Source organism: Nocardioides faecalis (genome assembly GCF_018388425.1).
Taxonomy (GTDB): Bacteria; Actinomycetota; Actinomycetes; order Propionibacteriales; family Nocardioidaceae; genus Nocardioides; species Nocardioides faecalis.
Genome location: NZ_CP074406.1, coordinates 3,559,962 through 3,581,488, shown reverse-complemented (window position 1 = coordinate 3,581,488; position 21,527 = coordinate 3,559,962). Strand labels below are relative to the sequence as shown.

17 protein-coding genes are annotated in these 21,527 nt (G+C 72.8%); 11 read left to right on the top strand and 6 right to left on the bottom strand.

Features of this window, described 5'->3' with window-relative positions:
• Positions 1-40: 40 nt before the first annotated feature.
• On the bottom strand, positions 41-3,205 hold the full coding sequence (icmF, locus tag KG111_RS16805; RefSeq protein WP_205289898.1) for a fused isobutyryl-CoA mutase/GTPase IcmF: 3,165 nt from the start codon (positions 3,203-3,205) through the stop codon (positions 41-43).
• 131 nt (positions 3,206-3,336) lie between these two features.
• On the opposite strand from icmF, the gene KG111_RS16800 reads away from it, so the two are divergent.
• A complete protein-coding gene (locus KG111_RS16800; RefSeq protein ID WP_205289897.1) occupies positions 3,337-3,840 on the top strand; it encodes a MarR family winged helix-turn-helix transcriptional regulator in 504 nt (167 codons plus the stop codon).
• A 168-nt stretch (positions 3,841-4,008) separates the two neighbouring features.
• Here the strand turns inward: KG111_RS16800 and KG111_RS16795 are convergent, their stop codons facing one another.
• The 5 genes from KG111_RS16795 to KG111_RS16775 form a co-directional block, all read right to left on the bottom strand.
• Positions 4,009-5,028: a hypothetical protein gene (locus KG111_RS16795; protein ID WP_205289896.1), complete on the bottom strand. Its 1,020-nt coding sequence runs from the start codon at positions 5,026-5,028 to the stop codon at positions 4,009-4,011.
• Positions 5,029-5,235: 207 nt separating this feature from the next.
• Complete coding sequence (locus KG111_RS16790; RefSeq protein ID WP_283770616.1) at positions 5,236-6,081, bottom strand: 3-hydroxybutyryl-CoA dehydrogenase; 846 nt, start codon at positions 6,079-6,081, stop codon at positions 5,236-5,238.
• A 171-nt stretch (positions 6,082-6,252) separates the two neighbouring features.
• Positions 6,253-6,759 carry a low molecular weight protein-tyrosine-phosphatase gene (locus KG111_RS16785; protein ID WP_249666192.1) on the bottom strand — a complete coding sequence of 169 codons (507 nt, stop codon included), beginning with the start codon at positions 6,757-6,759 and terminating at the stop codon, positions 6,253-6,255.
• Positions 6,760-7,152 carry a phage holin family protein gene (locus tag KG111_RS16780; protein WP_205289894.1) on the bottom strand — a complete coding sequence of 131 codons (393 nt, stop codon included), beginning with the start codon at positions 7,150-7,152 and terminating at the stop codon, positions 6,760-6,762.
• Positions 7,153-7,198: 46 nt separating this feature from the next.
• A complete protein-coding gene (locus tag KG111_RS16775; protein WP_205289893.1) occupies positions 7,199-7,996 on the bottom strand; it encodes an SDR family NAD(P)-dependent oxidoreductase in 798 nt (265 codons plus the stop codon).
• A 101-nt stretch (positions 7,997-8,097) separates the two neighbouring features.
• On the opposite strand from KG111_RS16775, the gene KG111_RS16770 reads away from it, so the two are divergent.
• The 10 genes from KG111_RS16770 to KG111_RS16725 all read left to right on the top strand — a co-directional run bounded on the left by KG111_RS16770 (position 8,098) and on the right by KG111_RS16725 (position 21,527).
• Positions 8,098-11,607 carry a transglutaminase family protein gene (locus KG111_RS16770; protein ID WP_205289892.1) on the top strand — a complete coding sequence of 1,170 codons (3,510 nt, stop codon included), beginning with the start codon at positions 8,098-8,100 and terminating at the stop codon, positions 11,605-11,607.
• Positions 11,604-14,093 carry a circularly permuted type 2 ATP-grasp protein gene (locus KG111_RS16765; RefSeq protein WP_205289891.1) on the top strand — a complete coding sequence of 830 codons (2,490 nt, stop codon included), beginning with the start codon at positions 11,604-11,606 and terminating at the stop codon, positions 14,091-14,093. The genes KG111_RS16770 and KG111_RS16765 overlap by 4 nt, the downstream gene beginning before the upstream one ends.
• Positions 14,090-14,965 carry a transglutaminase family protein gene (locus KG111_RS16760; protein WP_205289890.1) on the top strand — a complete coding sequence of 292 codons (876 nt, stop codon included), beginning with the start codon at positions 14,090-14,092 and terminating at the stop codon, positions 14,963-14,965. The genes KG111_RS16765 and KG111_RS16760 overlap by 4 nt, the downstream gene beginning before the upstream one ends.
• 56 nt (positions 14,966-15,021) lie before the next feature.
• A complete protein-coding gene (locus KG111_RS16755; RefSeq protein WP_205289889.1) occupies positions 15,022-15,258 on the top strand; it encodes a hypothetical protein in 237 nt (78 codons plus the stop codon).
• Positions 15,259-15,275: 17 nt separating this feature from the next.
• Positions 15,276-16,262 carry a zinc-binding metallopeptidase family protein gene (locus tag KG111_RS16750; RefSeq protein ID WP_205289888.1) on the top strand — a complete coding sequence of 329 codons (987 nt, stop codon included), beginning with the start codon at positions 15,276-15,278 and terminating at the stop codon, positions 16,260-16,262.
• Between the two features lie 94 nt (positions 16,263-16,356).
• On the top strand, positions 16,357-17,436 hold the full coding sequence (locus KG111_RS16745; RefSeq protein WP_213450007.1) for a DUF2510 domain-containing protein: 1,080 nt from the start codon (positions 16,357-16,359) through the stop codon (positions 17,434-17,436).
• An 82-nt stretch (positions 17,437-17,518) separates the two neighbouring features.
• Positions 17,519-18,406: a hypothetical protein gene (locus KG111_RS16740; RefSeq protein ID WP_205289887.1), complete on the top strand. Its 888-nt coding sequence runs from the start codon at positions 17,519-17,521 to the stop codon at positions 18,404-18,406.
• 10 nt (positions 18,407-18,416) lie between these two features.
• Positions 18,417-19,253 (top strand): hypothetical protein, encoded by an 837-nt coding sequence (locus tag KG111_RS16735; protein WP_205289886.1) that lies wholly within the window; start codon positions 18,417-18,419, stop codon positions 19,251-19,253.
• Between the two features lie 160 nt (positions 19,254-19,413).
• Positions 19,414-20,553 carry a pyruvate dehydrogenase (acetyl-transferring) E1 component subunit alpha gene (gene pdhA / locus KG111_RS16730; protein WP_205289885.1) on the top strand — a complete coding sequence of 380 codons (1,140 nt, stop codon included), beginning with the start codon at positions 19,414-19,416 and terminating at the stop codon, positions 20,551-20,553.
• Entirely contained in the window at positions 20,550-21,527 is a 978-nt protein-coding gene (locus KG111_RS16725; RefSeq protein WP_205289884.1) for an alpha-ketoacid dehydrogenase subunit beta, read from the top strand. The genes pdhA and KG111_RS16725 overlap by 4 nt, the downstream gene beginning before the upstream one ends.

The following is a 21,527-nucleotide window of genomic DNA, read 5'->3' as shown; positions in this document are numbered from 1 at the left end:
ACGCGCGTGGATGCCGGCCTCGTGGCGTTCTCGGCCTCGCTCAGACGTTGCGCCGGTACTGGCCGCCGACCTCGAAGAACGCCTCGGTGATCTGGCCCAGCGAGCAGACCCGCGCGGCGTCCATCAGCACCGCGAAGACGTTCTCGTCGCTGGTGGCGGCCTGCTTGAGCCGCGCGATCGCCTCGGCCGCCTCGCCGGCGTGGCGGGCCTGGAAGTCGCGCACCCGGGCCAGCTGGGAGTCCTTCTCCTCGGTGGTGGCGCGCGCCAGCTCGATCTCGTCCGGCGTGCCGTCGCCGGCGTCCGGCTTGCGGAAGGTGTTGACGCCGATGATCGGCAGCGAGCCGTCGTGCTTCTTGTGCTCATACAGCATCGACTCGTCCTGGATCCGGCCGCGCTGGTAGCCGGTCTCCATCGCCCCCAGCACGCCGCCGCGCTCGGAGATCCGGTCGAACTCGGCCAGCACGGCCTCCTCGACCAGGTCGGTGAGCTGGTCGATGACGTAGGAGCCCTGCATCGGGTTCTCGTTCATCGCCAGGCCCCACTCCCGGTTGATGATCAGCTGGATCGCCAGGGCCCGGCGCACCGACTCCGCCGACGGCGTGGTGACCGCCTCGTCGTAGGCGTTGGTGTGCAGCGAGTTGGCGTTGTCGTAGATCGCGATCAGCGCCTGCAGGGTGGTGCGGATGTCGTTGAAGTCCATCTCCTGTGCGTGCAGCGAGCGACCCGACGTCTGCACGTGGTACTTCAGCTTCTGCGAGCGCTCGTTGCCGCCGTACTTGTTCTTCATCGCGACCGCCCAGATGCGGCGGGCGACGCGGCCGATGACCGAGTACTCGGGGTCCATGCCGTTGGAGAAGAAGAAGGACAGGTTCGGTGCGAAGTCGTCGATGTCCATGCCGCGGGCCAGGTACGACTCGACGTAGGTGAACCCGTTGGCGAGGGTGAATGCGAGCTGGCTGATCGGGTTCGCCCCGGCCTCGGCGATGTGGTAGCCCGAGATCGACACCGAGTAGAAGTTGCGCACCTGCTGGGCGATGAACCACTCCTGGATGTCGGCCATGCAGCGCAGCGAGAACTCCGTGGAGAACAGGCAGGTGTTCTGGCCCTGGTCCTCCTTGAGGATGTCGGCCTGCACCGTGCCGCGCACGGTCTTGATCGCCTCGTAGGGGTCGATCCCGCGCTCGCGGGCCTGGTCCATCACCGTGTTGAGGTAGAAGGCCAGCACGGTCGGGGCGGGGCCGTTGATGGTCATCGACACCGACGTGGTCGGGGAGAGCAGGTCGAAGCCGTCGTAGAGGGCCTTCATGTCCTCCAGCGTCGCCACGGAGACGCCCGAGGTGCCGATCTTGCCGTAGATGTCGGGGCGCTCGTCGGGATCGCGGCCGTACAGGGTGACCGAGTCGAACGCGGTCGACAGACGGGTGGCCGGCTGGCCCTCGGAGAGCAGCTTGAACCGCTTGTTGGTGCGGAACGGGTCGCCCTCGCCGGCGAACATCCGGGCCGGGTCCTCGTCGGCGCGCTTGAACGGGAAGACGCCGGCGGTGAAGGGGAACCGGCCGGGCAGGTTCTCGCGGCGCCAGAACCGGACGAGCTCGCCCTGGTCGTCGAAGCGCGGCACGGCGACCCGGGGGATGCGGTTGCCGGAGAGCGACTCGCGGCCGTTGGTGGCGGTGTCCTCGTCGTACGACGCGACGACGTCGCCCCACGCGGCGAGCTGGTCGCGCACGTCCAGCGGCAGGTCGTCGTTGGCGCGCGCGGCGGCAGCGGCGAGGTCCTCGATCTCGCTGAGCTCGGTGGCCACCGCGGAGAACCGCTGGGCGCGGCGCACCTTGGCGACGAGCTCCTCGGTCTCGGCGTGGTAGCCGCGGATCGTCTCGGTGATCTCGGCGAGGTAGCGGGTGCGGTCGGCGGGCAGCACCTGGGCGATGCGGGTGGAGTGCTTGGTCTCCACGACCGGCAGCAGCCCCTCGGCGACAGGCAGGCCCTTGTCGGCGAGCAGGCCGCGCAGGAACTGGTAGAGCGCGGTGACGCCGTCGTCGTCGAAGGTGGCCGCGGAGGTGCCGAAGACCGGCATGTCGGCGGGCTGGGAGCCGAACGCCTCGCGGTTGCGGACCATCTGGCGGCCCACGTCGCGCAGCGCGTCGGCGGCACCGCGCCGCTCGAACTTGTTGATCGCCACGGCGTCGGCGAAGTCGAGCATGTCGATCTTCTCCAGCTGCGAGGCGGCGCCGAACTCCGGCGTCATCACGTAGAGGGAGGTGTCGACGAAGGGCACGATCGCGGCGTCGCCCTGGCCGATGCCGGGGGTCTCCACGATGACCAGGTCGAAGCCGGCCGCCTTGATCACGTCGATCACGTCGATGAGGTGCTCGGGCACCTCGTGCGCCCCGCGGGTGGCGAGGCTGCGGAAGTAGACGCGGTCGCGGTCCAGGCCGGTGAGGTCGAGGCTGTTGGCGCGGATCCGGTCGCCGAGCAGCGCGCCGCCGCCCTTGCGACGGGTCGGGTCCACCGCGACCACCGCGACGCGGACCTTGTCCTGCTGGTCGACGCGCAGCCGGCGGACCAGCTCGTCGGTGAGGCTGGACTTGCCGGAGCCGCCGGTGCCGGTGATGCCGAGCACAGGCACGTGCCGCTCCGCGGCGGCCGAGCGCACCCGAGCCATCATGTCGTCGTCGAGGCGGCCGAGCTCGGCGCCGGTGACGGCGCGGGCCAGCGCGCCGCGGTCGCCGGACAGGACCTGCTCCGCGGTGACGGCGCCGACCTCCCACAGGTCGGTGTCGCAGTCCTTGACGACCGTGTTGACCATGCCGGGCAGGCCGAGGCGCTGACCGTCCTCGGGGGAGAAGATGGTGACGCCCGAGGCGCGCAGCCGGTCGATCTCCTCGTGCACGATGACGCCGCCACCGCCGCCGACGACGCGGATGTGGCCCGCCCCGCGCTCGGCGAGGAGCTGGGTGAGGTACTCGAAGTACTCCACGTGCCCGCCCTGGTACGACGACACCGCGATGCCCTGGACGTCCTCCTCGATCGCGGCCTCGACGACCTCGGCCACCGAGCGGTTGTGGCCCAGGTGGACGACCTCGCAGCCCTGGCTCTGGAAGATCCGGCGCATGATGTTGATCGAGGCGTCGTGGCCGTCGAACAGGCTCGAGGCGGTGACCAGGCGGACCGGGTTCGTCGGGACGTGCAGGGAGTCGTCGGACATGCTGTGCTTCCTCCAGAGTCTGTGGACCTCCGATAGTAGGATGTCCAACTATCAAATGCTAGGACGTCCTAGCAATCCGGAAAAGTCGGCATGCCGCACGCCGCACCCGTCGATCCCCCTAAGGTCACCCCATGTCCCAGCCGCGCCTGCCCTTCGATCCCATCGATCGAGCCGGCGACCTGTGGGAGGAGCACTTCGGCGACGCCACGGCGATGCGGCTGGCGACCTCGGTGATGCGCGTGCAGCAGCTGATGATCAGCGCCCTCGACGGTGCGCTGAAGCCCTTCGGGCTGACCTTCTCCCGCTACGAGGTGCTCGTGCTGCTGCACTTCAGCCGCAGCGGGATGCTGCCGCTGAGCAAGATCGGCGAGCGGCTGATGGTGCACCCCACCTCCGTCACCAGCGCCATCGACCGGCTCGAGGCCCAGGGGTACGTCGAGCGGGTCGCCGACGAGTCCGACCGGCGTCGTACGCTCGCCCGGCTCACCGCGGAGGGCCAGGTGACCGTCAAGGCCGCCACCGACGCCGTCACCGCCATCGACTTCGCCATCACCGGCCTCACCGAGCGCCAGCAGGGCGACGCCTACGAGCTGCTCCGCCGGCTGCGCCGCGCTGCCGGCGACTTCCCCGCCTGACCCTCCGCGCCCCTCGTCTCCGCTCCTCTCCGCTCCTCTCCGCTCCTCCATCGGGATAGTCCCTGACGAAAAGCACCGGATACGGGTGCCGAATGGTGCTTTTCGTCAGGGACTATCCCGGCGGCCGGTACGTCGAGCTGCCGGGGCCTCCGCGGGCGACAGGTGTGGTCAGGCGGTCCGGTAGCGCAGGAGGCGGGCCCGCTGGGACGCGCTCAGCTGCCGCCGGGCGGCGACGGTCGTGGTCGGCGTCCACCATGGCGGTGGAACGGTCGTCCAGGTCCGAGGTCCGTCGCGCAGCGCCGCGCCGCGGTGGGCCGCGGTGAGCCGGCGCAGGAAGTCGTCGACGCCGTCGCCGGAGAGCCAGCGGACCAGCTCGATGCCATGGGCGGCGAAGACCTCGTCGCGCGTGCGGTCGGCGCGCCGCTGCTCGCGACCGAGGTGCACCAGTCCGTCGTACTCGACGGCGATGCCCGCCGTCGGCTCCAGCAGGTCAGGAGTGCCGAGGTGGTGCCCCGCGAGGTCGAAGACGGGACGGTTGGCCTCGGGGCGGGCGTCCTCGACGTGGGTCGTCCAGGCCAGGCGGGCGCGCACCTCCATGGGTGACCAGGCGTTCTCGCTCCCGCGGGCCAGCGCCCACCGCGCCTGCGGCACGCCGGTCCACGAGGACTGCTGCGCGATGACGGCCGCGACCTCGTCGAGCGAGACGAGGTCGGAGTACGCCGTCATGTCGAGGTCGACCACGGCCTGCAGCGGCGAGGCGGCGCGGCGCATCAGGAAGGCGGTCGACCACGCCGGCGACGTCACCGCCAGACCATGGACCCGCAGGATGTCGTGCCGCCCGGCGCCCTCGCCGCACACCTCGATCCCGGGCTGGGGTCGGACGTCGTGCGTGCTGATCAGCAGTGTCACAGGCAGGGGCCGGCCGTCCGCACCGACGCCGGTGAACCAGCTGCCGCCCAGCCACCGCAGCGCTGCCCACCCCGTGATCGCGCACCGGTCGGGCAGGGCCGCGGCCGCCTCGACGATCCGCTGCTCCGGCAGCGTCGCGTCGACGTCCGCCGGCACGTAGTGACCGTGGCTCGAGCGGCGCCACCGAGACGCGTTGCGCGCCTGCCCGCGGGTCGGGCCGGTACGGCCGCTGGAGTCCAGCCGGACCGGACGCACCAGGCCGGGACGCATGTCGTCCATGCGCGCCATGCTGCAGCCGTCGTACGACGGGCCGGGCCGGGCCGGGCGGGACCTGTGGAGGGACTTACCTCGTCCCCAACGCGGGGGTTCCTGCTGGCACATCCCGGTAGTCCCTGACGAAAAGCACCGTCCCGGACTCCGGAACGGTGCTTTTCGTCAGGGACTACCCCAGCGGACGGGCGCCGAACGAGAGCCCGGGGGAGGGGGTCAGGAGTAGGTGTAGAAGCCCCGGCCGGTCTTGCGGCCGAGGAGGCCGGCCTCGACCATGCGCTGCAGGAGCGGCGGAGCGGCGTACAGCGGCTCCTTGAACTCCTCGTAGAGCGACTCGGCGACGGCCTTGGTGGTGTCCAGGCCGATCAGGTCGGCCAGCGCGAGCGGGCCCTGCGGGTGGGCGGCGCCGAGCACGAGGCCGGAGTCGATGTCCTCGGCCGAGGCGAAGCCGGACTCGAACATCCGGATCGCGGAGAGGATGAACGGGATCAGCAGGGCGTTGACGACGAAGCCGGCGCGGTCCTGGCAGTCGATCGCGTTCTTGCCGAGGTCGTCCTGCACGAACGCGCGGGCGCGCTCGGTGGTGGCGTCGTCGGTCATCAGCGACGGCACGAGCTCGACGAGCTTGAGCACCGGCACCGGGTTGAAGAAGTGCACGCCGAGCACGTGGCTGGGTCGCTTGGTGGCGACGGCCAGCTTCATGATCGGGATGGAGGAGGTGTTCGAGGCGAGGATCGCCTCCGGGCTGGTGACGACCTCGTCGAGGCGGCGGAACAGCTCCGTCTTGGCCTTCTCGTCCTCGACGATCGCCTCGATGACGATGTCGCGGTCGGCGAGCTGCTCGATGTCGTCGACGACGCGGATGCGCTCCAGCACGGCCTGCGCGGAGTCGATCTTGCCGCGGCTCTCGGCGCGCTTCAGCGAGCTCTCCAGGCGCCCGCGGGCAGCCTCCACGGCGGCGGCCGAGGACTCGACGACGATGACGTCCTTGCCGGCCCGGGCGCTGACCTCCGCGATGCCCGACCCCATCAGGCCGCCTCCGACCACGCCGACCCGCTCGATGTCCGTCATCGTGTCTCCCTCGCTCCCCGGCACCCGCATGGCGCCGTACCAAAATTACTTGGACGTCCTAGTGAACCGAACCTAGGGGTGACCCGCGAGTAGCACCATTCCCCGTCCGGTCGAGCGGACGGACCTGGCCGAGGCCGATCGGGCTGAGGGAGAGGTGTCGGCTCAGCGGCCGAGCGCGCTGGCGATGCTTGCCACGAGCACGTCGGCGGTGCGCTCCACCTGCGCCAGCACCGAGACGAACCCGTCGTCCCCGCCGAAGTAGGGGTCGGGCACCTCGCTGCCCGGCTGCACCGGGTCGAAGTCGCCGAACAGCCGCACGCGCTCGGGGTCCGTGTCGCCGAGGGTGCGCAGGTCGGCCAGGTTCGCGGCGTCCATGGCCAGCACCAGGTCGTGCTCGGCCAGCCAGGACGCGGCGACCTGCTGCGCTCGGTGCCGGCTGGCGTCGTACCCCTCGCTGCGGAGCAGGGCGGCGGCCCGGCGGTCCATCGGCGCACCGATGTGCCAGTCGCCGGTGCCGGCGCTGACGACCTCGACCGCATCGGCCAGGCCCGCCTCGGCGACCTTGGCCTCCAGTACGACGTCGGCCATCGGGGAGCGGCAGATGTTGCCGAGGCAGACCAGCGCCACGCGGTAGCGCTGGGGGGAGCGGGGGGCGGGTACGGCGGGCACTCAGTCCTCCGTGCCCACGAGCGCGTCCAGCAACCACGTGGTGATGCTGATGATCACCGCGCCGCCGACCGCCGGCCAGAAGCCCTCGACGGTGAAGCCCAGGTCGAGCAGGCCGGCCAGCCAGGCGGTGAGCTTGAGCATCGCCGCGTTGATCACCAACAGGAACAGCCCGAGCGTCACCAGCACGAACGGCAACGACAGCAGCGTCACCAGCGGCTTCACGAACGAGGTGACGATCCCCAGGATCAGCGCCACCAGCAGCAGCGGGACGATCTTGTCCTCGATCTCGGCGCGACCCTCGGTGGCGCCGCTGAAGCTGATGCCGTTCAGCAGCTGCGCGGCCACGGCGATGGAGGCGGCGGTGATCGCCCAGCGGACGAGGAATCTCAGCATGGCCTCACCTTAGAGCGCGCGGAAGCGCCTGCCGGTCGCGCCGGGGTCAGCCGCGGTGGTCCGGCACGAGCATCCGCATGACCTTCTCGGTGCCGGCCACGAGCCGGGCGCGGTCGCTGGTCGTCCGGCGTTCGACGAGCGCCTCGTTGCCGCTGATGACGTGCACCGGGCCCGCGGCCAGCGCGGCCAGACCCTCCCGGGCGACGTCGGCGGGCTCGGAGACGTGCAGGCCGGGCACGTCGAAGCGCAAGCCCGCGCGCTCCATCGCCGGGGTCCGGGTGACGCCCAGCACGAGCTCGAGCACGTGCACCCCGTGGTCACGCAGCTCCGCCCACAGGCCCTCGGCGAAGATCCGGCCGAAGGCCTTGGCCCCGCCGTAGACGGCCTCGGTGGACGTGCCGACGTAGCCGGCCAGCGAGCCGACGAGCAGGATGCCGCCGCGGCGGCGCTCCTTCATGGGTCGGGCGTAGTGGTGGGTCAGGGCGAGCATCGCGGTGATGTTGAGGTCGATGACGCCGCGGAACCCGGCCAGGTCGCCGTCGGTGAACGGGCGCCCGTGGCTGTTCGCGCCGGCGTTGTAGATCAGCAGCCCGACCTCCACGTCGGCGGTGGCGTCGGTGATCGCCTCGATCGCGGCCGGGTCGGTCAGGTCGGCGGCGACGGTGCGCACCTGCACGCCGAGCGCCCGGGCGGCCTCGGCGGTCGCCTCGAGCGGGCCGGGCTTGCGGGCGACGAGGACGAGGTGGAAGCCGTCCCCGGCGAGCTGGTGGGCGAGCTCGGCGCCCACGCCCTCGGAGCCGCCGGCGATGACGGCCCACGGGCCGTACTGGGACACGTCGGTCATGGCGACGATCATCCTCGGTCGGCCCGCTCGCCGGCGCCGGGGGTGGCGGGTGTCACCTGGGTGAAACCCGCGCCTCCGCGGGCCTGCCTAGGCTGACCTCCATGTCGATCAAGGTCGCGCTGGAACACCGTACGACGTACGCCTTCGAGCGCCCGGTGTCCGTGGCGCCGCACGTGGTGCGCCTGCGCCCCGCCCCGCACTGCCGCACGCCGATCGAGGCGTACTCGCTGCACGTCGAGCCCGCCGGGCACTTCGTGAACTGGCAGCAGGACCCGTTCGGCAACTGGATGGCCCGGCTGGTGTTCCCCGAGAAGGTCGACCGGCTCGAGATCACCGTCGGGCTGGTGGCCGACCTGATGGTGATCAACCCGTTCGACTTCTTCATCGAGGAGCATGCCGAGCGGTTCCCGTTCTCCTACGACCCCGACCTGGCCGCCGACCTGGCGCCGTACCTGCGCCCGGTCACCGACGCCGAGGCCGTCGAGGAGTGGCGGCGCAGGCTGCCCCCGCTGCCCGCCGACGGTGTGCCGACCGTGCAGTTCCTCGCCGACCTCAACACCGCGGTGCACGAGGCGGTGGCGTACTCGGTGCGGATGGAGCCCGGTGTGCAGACGCCGGATGAGACCCTCGAGCTGGCCGTGGGCTCGTGTCGGGACTCGGCGTGGTTGTTGGTCGCGCTGCTGCGCCGGTACGGGTTGGCCGCGCGGTTCGTCTCCGGCTACCTGGTGCAGCTCGCCCCGGACGCCTATGCGACCGAGGGCCTGGACGGCCCCACGGGTCCGGACACCGACTTCACCGACCTGCACGCCTGGGCCGAGGTGTTCCTGCCCGGCGCCGGCTGGGTCGGCATGGACCCCACGAGCGCGCTCTTCGCCGGCGAGGGCCACATCCCGCTGTCGGCGACGCCGCACCCCAGCTCCGCCGCGCCGATCGAGGGCGCGACCGAGCCCACCGAGGTCACCTTCGGCTTCTCCAACACCGTCACCCGGGTGCACGAGGACCCGCGGGTCACCGCGCCCTACACGCCGGCGCAGTGGGAGCGGATCGACGCGCTCGGCGCCGCGGTGGACCAGCGGCTGGTCGAGGGCGACGTGCGGCTCACGATGGGCGGCGAGCCCACGTTCGTCTCGCTGCACGACGCCTCCACCCCGGAGTGGAACACCGACGCGGACGGGCCGGAGAAGCGGCGGCTGGCCGGTGCGCTGGCCGAGCGGCTCCGCGATCTCTACGCCAAGGGCGGGGTGGTGCACCGCGGCCAGGGCAAGTGGTACCCCGGCGAGCCGCTGCCGCGCTGGTCGATCTCCCTGCAGTGGCTGGCCGACGGCACCCCGCTGTGGTCCGACCCGGCACTGCTGGCCGACCCGTGGTCCGCCACCGACTCCGCCCCGGCTACCGGCACCGGCACCGCCAGCGACCCCGCCGGCACCGACCCGGCACAGGCCCTCGGTCGCGAGGTCACCCGCCTGCTCGGCCTGCCCGACGAGCAGCTGCGGCCGGCCTTCGAGGACCCGTTCGCCGCCCTCGCCGACCACGTACGACGTCCCTCGGGCACCCCGCCCACCGCCGACCTCACGGTGCTGGACGACGACGCCCTGGCGCTCGTGGAGCGGCTGGACGCCGACGTCACCACGCCGACCGGCTGGGTGCTGCCGCTGACCACCGGCGAGCCGGGCTGGACCAGCCCGGTGTGGCGCCTGCGCCGCGGCCGGGTGGTGCTCACCCCGGGCACCAGCGCGGTCGGGCTCCGGCTGCCGCTGGACGCGATCGCCTGGACACCGCCGGAGGAGCCGGGCGAGCCGTCGTACCTGCATGCCGGCGAGCCCCTGGTGCCCGGCGTGCCCGGCGTGACGCTCGCCGACCCCGAGGAGGCGGAGCGGACCGCGCTCGCCTTCGAGGTGCGCGCTGCCGACATGCCGGTCGCCGACCCCGCCGACGCCGCCGACCCCGCCGACGCCGCCGATCCCGCCGACCCCGCCGACCCCGACCGGGGCACCGAGCACGTCCACGTGTTCCTGCCGCCGACCACCCGGCTGGAGGACTACGTCGACGTGCTGCACGTGGTGGAGGCCGCGGCCGCCGGGCTGGGCATGCCGGTCGTGCTCGAGGGCTACCCGCCGCCGCCCGACCCGCGTCTGGTGCAGCTCTCGGTCACCCCCGACCCCGGCGTCGTCGAGGTCAACGTGCAGCCCACCCGCAGCTGGGCGGAGCTGCGCGAGCTGACCACCACGCTCTACTCCGAGGCCCGGCACGCGGGCCTGACCACCGAGAAGTTCGACCACGACGGGCTGCACACCGGCACCGGCGGCGGCAACCACCTCACCCTGGGTGGGCGCCAGCCGGCGGACAGCCCGCTGCTGCGCCGCCCCGACCTGTTGGTCAGCCTGCTCACCTACTGGCAGCGCCACCCCTCGCTGTCCTACCTGTTCTCCGGCCGGTTCATCGGCCCGACCAGCCAGGCGCCGCGGTTCGACGAGGGCCGACCCGAGGCGGTCTACGAGATGGAGATCGCCTGCGCCGAGGTCGCCCGGCTGGTCGCCGCGGCCGCCCGCGCCGAAGGAGGCGAGGGAGCCGAGGGAGCCGAGGGAGCCGAGGCAGTGGGCGAGCCGCGGCCCTGGCTGGTGGACCGGGCGCTGCGGCACCTGCTCACCGACCTGACCGGAAACACCCACCGCGCGGAGTTCTGCATCGACAAGCTCTACAGCCCCGACTCCGCGCGCGGGCGGCTCGGGCTGCTGGAGCTGCGCGGCTTCGAGATGCCCCCGCACCCGCAGATGGCCCTGGTGCAGGCACTGCTGGTGCGCAGCCTGGTCGCGATGTTCTGGGAGCGACCGATCGACCCGTCGACGGCGCCGCTGGTGCGCTGGGGCACCCGGCTGCACGAGGACTTCCTGCTGCCCGCCGGCGCGCTCGCCGACATCGGGGAGGTGGTGGCGGACCTGGTCGACGCCGGCATCGGCTTCGAGGAGGCGTGGCTGGCGCCGTTCGCCGAGTTCCGCTTCCCCCGGATCGGCTCGGTCGACCTGCCGGCGGCCACCGTCGACGGGACCCCGCTGCGGCTCGAGCTGCGCCAGGGCGTGGAGCCGTGGCACGTCCTCGGCGAGGAGGCCACCGGCTCGGGGACCGCGCGCTACGTCGACTCCTCCGTCGAGCGGATCCAGGTCTCCGTCACGGGCCTCGACCCCGCACGCCACCTGGTGACGTGCCAGGGTGTGCCCGTGCCCCTGACGCCCGTCCCGACCGCCACCGCGCCCGCCGACGGCGTGGCCCGGTACGGCGGCGTGCGCTACAAGGCCTGGCAGCCGTGGTCGGCGCTGCACCCCTCCATCGAGGTGCACTCCCCGCTGACCTTCGACGTGGTCGACCTCGACGCCGGGGTGAGCCTGGGCGGGGCGACCTACCACGTGGTGCACCCGGGCGGGCGCAGCTACGACAGCCCGCCGGTCAACGCCTCGGAGGCCGAGGCCCGACGGGCTGCCCGCTTCGAGCCGGGCCGGCACACCGCCGGCCGGGTCGACGTGGCGGTCCTGCGCCGTCGGGCCCGCGAGGTCGCCTCCGCCGAGTACCCCCACACCCTCGACCTGCGCAGGGTGGGGCCGCGGAGCGCTCCGTGACCCTGCTGCACGACTACGCCGCCTCCGTCGGCCAGCCGACCCTCTCCGCCGAGACCGGGGCGGGGCAGCGGCACGACGAGATGGTCGGTCCCGACGGCTCGCTGCGGGCGCCGTGGAAGCGGCTGGTCGAGGTCGCAACCCGGATCGGCCCCGAGGACATGCGCCGGATCACCGCCGAGATCGAGCGGTTCCTCGAGGACGACGGCGTCACCTACTCCCGCCCCGGCCAGCGACCCTCCGCCTGGCAGCTGGACCCGATCCCGTTGGTCCTCGACGCCGCCGACGCCCAGCAGCTCGAGGTCGGGCTCGCCCAGCGCGCCGAGCTGCTCAACGCCGTGCTCGCCGACCTGTACGGCGAGCAGTCGCTGCTCGCCTCCGGCGTGGTGCCGGCTGCCGTCGTGCTGGGGCACCGCGGCTTCACCCGGGTGATGGCACGCGGCTCCGCGAACGACCCGCGCCCGCTGGTGCTCTCGGCCACCGACGTCGGCCGCGGTCCCGACGGCGCGTGGCGGGTGCTCGGCGACCGCACGCAGGCGCCCTCGGGGCTGGGTTATGCGCTGGAGAACCGCCGGGTGCTCAGCCGGGTGGTGCCCGAGCTCTACCGCGAGGCCGACGCGCACCGGATGGCGCCGTACCTGTGGGCGCTGCGCTCGGCGCTGCTGCAGTCCGCCGACGGTGACCTGTCGGACCCGCGGGTGGTGGTGCTCAGCCCGGGCCTGCACTCGGAGACGTACTACGACCAGGCGACGATCGCCGCGCAGCTGGGCTTCCCGCTCGTCCAGGGCGGCGACCTGACGGTGCGCGACGGCCGGGTGCTGATGAAGACGCAGCAGCGCCTCGAGCGCGTCGACGTCATCCTGCGCCGGGTGGACACCGCGTTCTGCGACCCGTTGGAGATGCGCGGCGACTCCCGCCTCGGCGTCCCCGGCCTCGCCGAGGCCGTACGACGTGGAACGGTCCGGGTGGTCAACGGGCTCGGCGCCGGCGTGCTGGAGAACCCCGGCCTGGCGCCGTACCTGCCGGCGGCCTGCGAGCACCTGCTCGGCGAGTCGCTGCGGCTGCCGTCGGTGGCGACCTGGTGGTGCGGCGACCCCGAGGGCCTGGACCACGTGCTGGGCCACCTCGACGAGCTGGTGGTGCGCACCATCGACGGCTCCGACCCCACCGTGGTGGGCGCGTCGGCGGAGCGGGTGCGGATGCTGGTGCTGGCCCGTCCTCATGCCTACGTGGGCCACGAACCGCTGGAGCTCTCGCAGGCACCGGTGTGGCAGGGCCGCGACGCCCGGCCGGCACCGGTCACCCTGCGCGCGTTCACGCTGCGCTACGGCTCGGCCTACCGGCCCCTGCTCGGCGGGCTGGGCAGCATCCGCGACGGCTCCTCGGCGGGCGGCTCCGTGGGCGGCTCGGTGGGGAGCAAGGACGTGTGGGTGCTCAAGGCCGAGCCGGGGCAGCCGGACCAGGGCCTGGCCGAGGTGCTGCCGATGACCTCGGCGCGCACCCTGCCTGCCACGGTGCCGCGGGTGCTGGAGGACATGTTCTGGTTCGGGCGCTACGCCGAGCGCGCCGAGGACCTGCTGCGCCTGGTGCTGGCCGCGCACGTCCTGGTCACCGACTACCGCGCCGGTCCGGGCAGCCACGGCGGGACAAGCCTCGGTGTGGTGATGTCCGCGGTGCACCGGCTCGCCGGCCGGGTGTACGAGGACGAGGGCGACGACCTGCGCTCGGTGCTGCTGGACGCGGAGCGTCCCGGCTCGGCGGCGCAGTCGCTGGAGCGGGTGCGCGACACCCTGTCCGCGGTGCGCGACCAGGTCTCCGGGGACGCCTGGCGGGCGCTGGGGGTCGTGGAGCGGGCGACCGTGGCGCTGGAGAGCTCGCTGCACCCGCGCCAGGTCGCCGAGTCGGCCGGTCGGATGCTCACCGGCGTGCTGGCGCTGCACGGCGTCACGGACAGCATGATCCGCGACTCCGGCTGGCACATGATCGGCCTCGGCCGCAGCCTGGAGCGGGCGCTGCAGGTGTGCCACCTGCTGCGGCTGTCCGGCGAGCGGCGCGGCATCGACGTGGACCGTGAGGTGCTCGGGGTGGTGCTCAGTGCCGCGGAGAGCTCGGTGACGCACCGGCGTCGCTACCGTGACTACGTGCGTCCGACGGGGGTCTTCGACCTGTTGCTGGTGGACCCGGAGAACCCCCGATCGCTGCTGTTCAACCTGCACCGGGCCGCCGAGCACCTCGCCGCCCAACCCGCCTCGACCGGATCCACCCGGCCGGAGCGGCTGCTGGCCGACCTGGTCGCCGAGGTCACCAGCACCGACGCCGCCGGACTCGCCGCGATCGGCGGTGTCGAGCGTCCCCGCCTGGTCGCCTTCCTCGACGACGTCACGGCACAGGTGGAGCGCGTCGCCGAGGCCGTCGCCGACCTGCACCTCGCCTCCGGCCCGGCGCCGCGGGCCTTCGGGGTGCTGCCCACGCTGGAGGCCGCGCCGTGACCCGCTACCGGATCGCCCACCGCACCACCTACGCCTACGACGACGTCGTCACCGACAGCTACGGCGTGGGCCACCTCGTGCCGCGGACGCTGCCCTGGCAGCAGGTCGCGTCGTACGACGTGCTGGTGGACCCCGTGCCCGGCGACCTGACCCGCGACGTGGACCACTACGGCAACACCGTGACCTACTTCCAGGTGAGCTCCGCGCACGAGCAGCTGGTCGTGCTGGGCGCCGGTGAGGTGGACGTGATGGTGCCGGTCGTCGACGAGGTCGCCCTGGCCCGGGACTGGGAGGGGCTGCGGCCGTTGGCCGAGCCACACCGTGCCGGCGCCTGGCAGGCCACCGACTTCGCGCTGCCCAGCGCCGCGGTGCCGCTGCACGCCGGAGCGCGAGAGTACGCCGCGGCCTCGTTGGCTCCCGGCCGGCCGATCGGGGAGGCGGTCACCGACCTGGTCCACCGCATCCACGAGGACTTCGAGTACGACGCCGCGGCCACCACGGTCACCTCCACCGTGCCGGAGATCCTCGCCAAGCGGGCCGGGGTCTGCCAGGACTTCGCCCACCTCACCCTCGCCGCGCTGCGCGGGCACGGCCTGGCCGCGCGCTACGTCAGCGGCTACCTGGCCACCGAGCCGCCGCCGGGCAAGGAGCGGATCGTCGGTGCCGACGCCTCTCACGCCTGGGTGGCGGTGTGGCTGGGCGGCGACGAGTGGCTGGCCGTCGACCCGACCAACGACCAGTGGCAGAACGACCGCTACGTCACCTTGGCCTGGGGCCGCGACTACGGCGACGTCCCGCCGCTCAAGGGCGTCATCTTCACCGAGGCCACCGGTTCTCGGCTCGACGTCTCCGTCGACGTCGCCCCGATCTGAGGATCGCCGCCGCGAGCCCCTGGAGCGGTGACCTGCCCCCTCCTAGGGTGTGGAGCATGAGCCAGCCTCCGTACGGCGTCCCGCCCCAGGGCGCCCAGCCGCCACCGCCGTCGTACCTCGGCCAGCCGCAGGCCTTCGCTGCACCTCCGTACGGCGTCCCCGTGGGGGCCGTGCTCCAAGGGCTCGCCCCGGCCAGCAAGCCGCGCACCGTCGGGCTCGTCGTGGGGCTGGCGACCGCGGTCGTGCTGTTCGCCTGGGTCGTGGTGGTCGCCGTCATCACCTCCACCAACTGAGCGCGGCCGGACACCGGGTGCGCACCTACCGCTGCCGGGCCTGCCAGAGCCCGCTCTTCTTCGACAACTCCGTCTGCGTCACCTGTGGCTCCGCGCTGGGTTACTCCCGCGCCGAGCGGGCCATCGTGTGCGTCGACGACGCTAGCCGCTACGTCGACGCTGAGGGCCGCACGTGGCACGTCTGCGCCAACCTGGACCTGTCGGGGTGCACCTGGCTGAGCCCGGTCGCCGGCGGGCAGTGCTCGGCGTGCGACCTGACTCGGACCCGTCCGTCCGACGACGACGCCGAGGGGCTGGCGCACTTCGCGGCTGCGGAGGCGGCCAAGCGGCACCTCGTCGCCGAGCTCGACGAGCTCGGCTTCAACATCTCGGGCCTGGTCTTCGACATGCTCTCGAGCAGTCCCGCCTCGGGCGAGGAGAACGTGGTCATCGGCCACGCCGACGGCGTGATCACCATCGACCTCGCCGAGTCCGACGACGCCCGGCGCGAGCGGATCCGCCAGGAGCTCGGCGAGCCGTACCGCACCCTGCTCGGCCACCTGCGCCACGAGGTGGGGCACTACCTGCAGTCGGTGCTGGTCACCGAGGAGCACCCCGAGCGGCTGGCGCGGTGTCGCGAGCTGTTCGGTGACGAGACGAAGGACTACCAGGCGGAGATCGACCGGCACTACTCGCAGGGGCCGCCGGCCGACTGGGCCGACTCCTTCATCACCACCTACGCGACGATGCACCCGTTCGAGGACTTCGCCGAGACGTTCGCGCACTACCTGCACATCAGCGACACCGTCGCCACCGCGGCCTCGTTCGGCCTGGTCTACTTCGAGCCCACCGCGCACGAACGCTTCTCCGACCTCGTGGTGGCGGTGTGGATGCCGCTGTCGGTGGCCCTCAACCAGATCAACCGGGCGATGGGCAAGGCCGACGTCTACCCGTTCGTCATTCCGCCGCCGGTGCTCGACAAGCTCGACTTCGTCGCGTCCCTGGCAGCGACACCCGGCCCCTGAACCCGCGTGCCTGGACAGGATTGGAGAGCCCTCATGGGTGGCATACTGCGCCCAGTCCGAGCGGACGGACCGCTCACCTGCACAAGGAGATCGCATGTCTGACCCGAACCAGCCGACGACCCCGGCAGGGTGGTACCCCGACGGTCAGGGCGGGTTGCGCTGGTGGGACGGCACGCAGTGGACCGAGCACACCCAGCCGGGCGCCGGGGGCCAGCAGGGCTCGGACAACGGCGGACAGCAGGGCTCGGGCGCCGGCACCGGGTCGGACGGCTCCGGGTGGGACGGCTCCGGGGTTGCTCAGGGCGCCGGTGACCAGGCCACGGTCGTCGCACCGAACACCGCGGCCGGCTACGCCGCCGGCGGCGCCGGCGCGAGTGGCCAGGGCACCCCGCAGCAGCCCTACGGCACCGGCGGCCAGTCGCCGTACGGCGCGCCCAGCGGCCAGCAGGGCTACGGAGCCCCGGCCGGTCAGCAGGGCTACGGCGCCCCGGCCGGTCAGCAGGGCTACGGAGCCCCGGCGGGTCAGGGCGGCTACGGCCAGCCCGGCTACGGCCAGCCCGGCCAGCCCGGCTTCGGCCAGGGCGGCTACGGAGCGGGCCCCGGCGGCCCCGGCGGTTCCGGCGGCGGCAAGGGCAAGCTGATCGCGATCATCGGCGGCGGTGTCGGCGCGGTCCTGCTCGTGGTGGTGCTGCTCTTCGTGCTGCTCAAGGTGCTCGGCGGCAACGGCCCCGAGAGCGTCACCGAGGACTACCTGCGCGCGGAGTTCGAGAGCGACATCGAGACCCTGTGCGAGCTGTCCACCAAGGACGACCTGGACGAGGAGTTCGAGGAGCGCAACGTCGACAGCTGCGGCGAGTACGTCGACGAGATCGAGGACGACTACAACGAGTTCCTCGAGGACTTCGAGAAGGAGTACGACGAGTCCGAGGAGGACATCCGCGGCGACATCGACTTCTCGATCGAGACCAAGGACGTCGAGGAGGACGGTGACGAGGCCACCGTCGACTGGGAGACCACCCAGGAGTACAAGGGCGACAACGAGAAGTACCTCGACGACGCCCTGAGCGGCGAGGAGAAGATCGAGCGCGACGGCACCGCCCTGCTCTGCAAGGAGGACGGTGACTGGAAGGTCAAGACGACCAACTACGACAAGGACTCCGGGGACGGGTGCTGACCCTGTCCCGACTCGTGTCCCGACTCGTGGCCCGGCTCGTGGCGCGGGCCCCGTCCGCTGAGGCAGACGGGACCCGCGTCCGATGAGGTCCTTCACCGCCGGCGCCCTGGTGCTGCTGGCCACCCTCGTCGCGCCGCTGGTCGTCGCCACGTCGTGGCTGGACGCCACGATCGCCGACCGCGACGAGTTCGTCGCCACCATGGCCCCGCTGGCCGACGATCGCGAGGTCCGCGACCTGTTGGCGCAGGCCACCGCGGACGCCGCGGTCGACAACCTCCAGCAGCACCTGCCGATCACGCTGCCCGACGCGGTCTCGGAGTGGGCGCTGGCCGGCGCGCGCGGCGTGACCGAGAGCCCCGGGTTCGCCGAGTTCTGGCGCCGCGCCAACGAGGACCTGCACAAGCAGATCCTCACCCTGCTCGAGGACCCGGACGCCTCGGTCGAGGGCAGCCTCACCGTGGACGCCAGCCCGCTGCTGGCCCAGGTGCTGCTCGGGCTGGAGGAGCGCGGCATCCCGCTGCTCGGGCTCCCCGAGGTCCAGCTCTCGGTGCCGGTCGGACCCCGCGCCGAGGTCGCCGACGCCGGCCCGAAGTACCGCGCTGCGGAGCGGGTCGCGGACCTCCTGCCGTTCGTGTGGGCCGGGCTGGTGGCGCTGGCACTCGTGGTGGTGGCGGGGTGGCGCGGCATGCTGCGCGTCGCGGGCTGCGCCGCGCTGGGCGTGGCGCTGGCCGCGCTCCTGGTCCCACTGGCGGTGGATCCGGTCACCGACCTGGTGGTCGACCGCGCCGACGTCCGGAGCCAGGAGCTCGCCCGGATCCTGCTCGACGCGCTGACCGGGTCGGTCGCGCCGTACGCCCGGACCTACCTGATCGCGCTGCCTGTGGGGCTGTTGTTGCTGGTGGTCTCCCTGTGGCCGCGGCGGCGACGAGTCCCCACGATTGACGGTGCGCCGGCGAGGTCGGCTGCTTAGTCTGCCGAGGGTGAGCCACCAGTTCCCCGGGCCTGGACAGCCAGGCGAGCAGCCGCCGACCCAGATCTCGCCGCAGGGCAGCGGGGGCACCCCGCCGCAGTACGGCGGCCCCGGCGGCTACCCGCCCCAGCAGGGTGGTGGCTACCCGCCCCAGCAGGGTGGTGGGTACGGCGGGTACGGACAGCCGCCCGCTCCGGGTGGCTACGGCCCGCCGGGACAGGGCGGCGGCTACCCCGGCGGCCCCCAGGGCTACGGTCCGCCGCCCGGCGGCGGGGGCTCCAAGAAGGGCCTCATCATCGGGATCCTCGTGGGCGTCGTCGCGCTGGTGGTGGTCGCGGCGCTCGTGGTGGTGCTGGTCGTCTCCGGCGGCGACGACGGCGACGACGACTCGGTGGCCGACGACACGTCCTCGGCCACGACGTCCGACTCGCCCACGGACTCAGCCACGGACTCGCCGACCGCAACGCCCACGGAGTCGACACCGACCGAGGTCGTGACCTCCGAGCCGCCCGTGACCAACGCCCCCAGCGGCGACCCGACCATCACCGCCCGCGCGTTCCTCGACTCCCTCCTCGAGGGCGACTGCCTCGCGGTGGAGGGGCTGACCACGGAGCGGTACTTCGTCCGGGAGTTCACCGACCAGGCCGGCTGCAAGCGGAGCGCGGGCAACCTGGAGATGTCGAACGCCGAGTACACCTTCGACGAGCCGGTCACCGTCGCCACGATCTCCACCGTCACCGGCGACGTCTACGCGCCCAACACCGGCAAGACGCTCGCCTCGACCTGGCTGCTCGACGGCAGCACCGGTGAGTGGCTGGTCAGCGCCTACTCCTACGTCGAGAAGTAGCCGCCGACCGCGCCGGTTCGGCGGTGACCGCGCCGCCGAGTAGGGTGACGCCCAAGTGTGGTTCGGGTCACAGTCGCGCACCCTTGTGGCCAGGCCGGGGCCGCGCGTGACCCGACCAAGAGCTCCGGCGATCCCGGAGCCCGTGGAGCAAGGAGTGGTGATGACCGACCCCGTCTTCGGCCCGGCCCCCGAGGCCGCCCCCGATCCCGAGCTGGTGCAGCTCCTGACGCCGGAGGGGGAGCGGGTCCACCACCCGGGCTTCGACGTCGACTTCTCCGCCGAGCAGCTGCGCGGCTTCTACCGCGACATGGTGCTGGTGCGCCGCCTCGACATCGAGGCGACGGCGCTGCAGCGCCACGGTGAGCTCGCCCTGTGGGCCCAGCTGCTGGGTCAGGAGGCCGCCCAGATCGGTGCCGGGCGTGCGCTCGCGCCGCAGGACTACGTGTTCCCGACCTACCGCGAGCACGGCATCGCCTGGTGCCGCGGCGTCGACCCGGTCACGCTGCTCGGCCTGTTCCGAGGCGTCGACCAGGGCGGCTGGGACACCGCGAAGCACAACCTCGGCCTCTACACGATCGTCATCGGCGCCCAGACCCTGCACGCCACCGGCTACGCCATGGGGGTGCAGCGCGACGGCGCCGTCGGCACCGGTGACCCGACCCGCGACACCGCGGTGGTGGCGCACTTCGGTGACGGTGCCTCCTCCCAGGGCGACGTGAACGAGGCGTTCGTGTTCGCGGCGTCGTACAACGCGCCGGTCGTGTTCTTCTGCCAGAACAACCAGTGGGCGATCTCCGAGCCCATCGAGCGGCAGACCCGGATCCCGCTCTACCGCCGCGCCCACGGCTTCGGCTTCCCCGGCGTGCGGGTGGACGGCAACGACGTGCTGGCGACGTACGCCGTCATGCAGGCCGCGCTGCAACGCGCGCGGGAGGGCCAGGGCCCGACGTTCGTGGAGGCGTACACGTACCGGATGGGCGCGCACACCACGACCGACGACCCCACCCGCTACCGGCTCAGCGACGACGTGGAGCGCTGGAAGCTCAAGGACCCGATCGCCCGCGTCGAGGCCTACCTGCGCCGCAACGGGCTGGCCGACGACGGCTTCGTCGCCGAGGTCGCCGCCGAGGCCGACGCGCTGGGGGAGCGGATGCGCGCGGAGTGCCGCACGCTGCCCGACCCCGACCCGCGCGAGATGTTCTCGTGGGTGCACGCCGAGCAGACCGCCGAGCTGGCCGCGCAGCAGGCGGGCTTCGACGCCCACCTCGCGTCGTTCGCGACCGAGGAGGCGGCCCGATGACCACGATGACGCTCGCCAAGGCGCTCAACGCCGGCCTGCGCAAGGCCATGGAGGACGACCAGAAGGTCCTCGTCATGGGTGAGGACGTCGGCACCCTGGGCGGTGTCTTCCGGATCACCGACGGGCTGAAGAAGGACTTCGGCGAGGACCGGGTCGTCGACACCCCGCTGGCCGAGTCCGGCATCGTCGGCACCGCGGTCGGCCTCGCCATGCGCGGCTACCGGCCCGTGGTGGAGATCCAGTTCGACGGCTTCGTCTACCCCGCCTACGACCAGATCGTGTGCCAGGTCGCCAAGATGCACTTCCGCAGCCGCGGCCGGATCCCGATGCCGATGGTCATCCGGATCCCGTTCGGCGGCGGCATCGGCGCGGTCGAGCACCACAGCGAGTCGCCCGAGGCGCAGTTCGCGCACACCCCGGGCCTCAAGGTCGTCGCGTGCTCCAACCCCGCCGACGCGCACGCGATGATCCAGCAGGCGATCGCCTGCGACGACCCGGTCGTCTTCCTCGAGCCCAAGCGGCTCTACCACTCCGCCAAGGCCGACGTCGACGAGACGGCGACCCCGCCGCCGCTGTGGACCTCGCGGCTGGTGCGCCCCGGCACCGACGTCACCGTCGTCGGCTACGGCCCGACCGTCTCCACCTGCCTGGACGCCGCCACCGTCGCCGCCGAGGAGGGCCGCTCGATCGAGGTGTTCGACCTGCGCACCCTGTCCCCGCTGGACCTGGCCCCCGTCATGGAGTCCGTACGGCGCACCGGCCGCCTGGTCGTCGTCCACGAGGCGCACGTGACGCTCGGCGTCGGCGCGGAGGTCGCCGCCCGGGTCACCGAGGAGTGCTTCCACTCCCTCGAGGCCCCGGTGCTGCGCGTCGGGGGCTACGACACCCCGTACCCGCCGGCCCGGATCGAGGAGCACTTCCTGCCCGACCTGGACCGGGTGCTCGACGCCGTCGACCGCACCTTCACCTTCTGA

What these genes read in the sequence shown, in the direction of transcription:
- KG111_RS16780 (WP_205289894.1), bottom strand. Translation starts at nt 7,152, where the DNA reads ATGCTGAGATTCCTCGTCCGCTGGGCGATCACCGCCGCCTCCATCGCC.
- KG111_RS16795 (WP_205289896.1), bottom strand. Translation starts at nt 5,028, where the DNA reads ATGGACGACATGCGTCCCGGCCTGGTGCGTCCGGTCCGGCTGGACTCC.
- KG111_RS16755 (WP_205289889.1), top strand. Translation starts at nt 15,022, where the DNA reads ATGAGCCAGCCTCCGTACGGCGTCCCGCCCCAGGGCGCCCAGCCGCCA.
- KG111_RS16745 (WP_213450007.1), top strand. Translation starts at nt 16,357, where the DNA reads ATGTCTGACCCGAACCAGCCGACGACCCCGGCAGGGTGGTACCCCGAC.
- KG111_RS16775 (WP_205289893.1), bottom strand. Translation starts at nt 7,996, where the DNA reads ATGACCGACGTGTCCCAGTACGGCCCGTGGGCCGTCATCGCCGGCGGC.
- KG111_RS16770 (WP_205289892.1), top strand. Translation starts at nt 8,098, where the DNA reads ATGTCGATCAAGGTCGCGCTGGAACACCGTACGACGTACGCCTTCGAG.
- KG111_RS16740 (WP_205289887.1), top strand. Translation starts at nt 17,519, where the DNA reads ATGAGGTCCTTCACCGCCGGCGCCCTGGTGCTGCTGGCCACCCTCGTC.
- icmF (WP_205289898.1), bottom strand. Translation starts at nt 3,205, where the DNA reads ATGTCCGACGACTCCCTGCACGTCCCGACGAACCCGGTCCGCCTGGTC.
- pdhA (WP_205289885.1), top strand. Translation starts at nt 19,414, where the DNA reads ATGACCGACCCCGTCTTCGGCCCGGCCCCCGAGGCCGCCCCCGATCCC.
- KG111_RS16725 (WP_205289884.1), top strand. Translation starts at nt 20,550, where the DNA reads ATGACCACGATGACGCTCGCCAAGGCGCTCAACGCCGGCCTGCGCAAG.
- KG111_RS16800 (WP_205289897.1), top strand. Translation starts at nt 3,337, where the DNA reads ATGTCCCAGCCGCGCCTGCCCTTCGATCCCATCGATCGAGCCGGCGAC.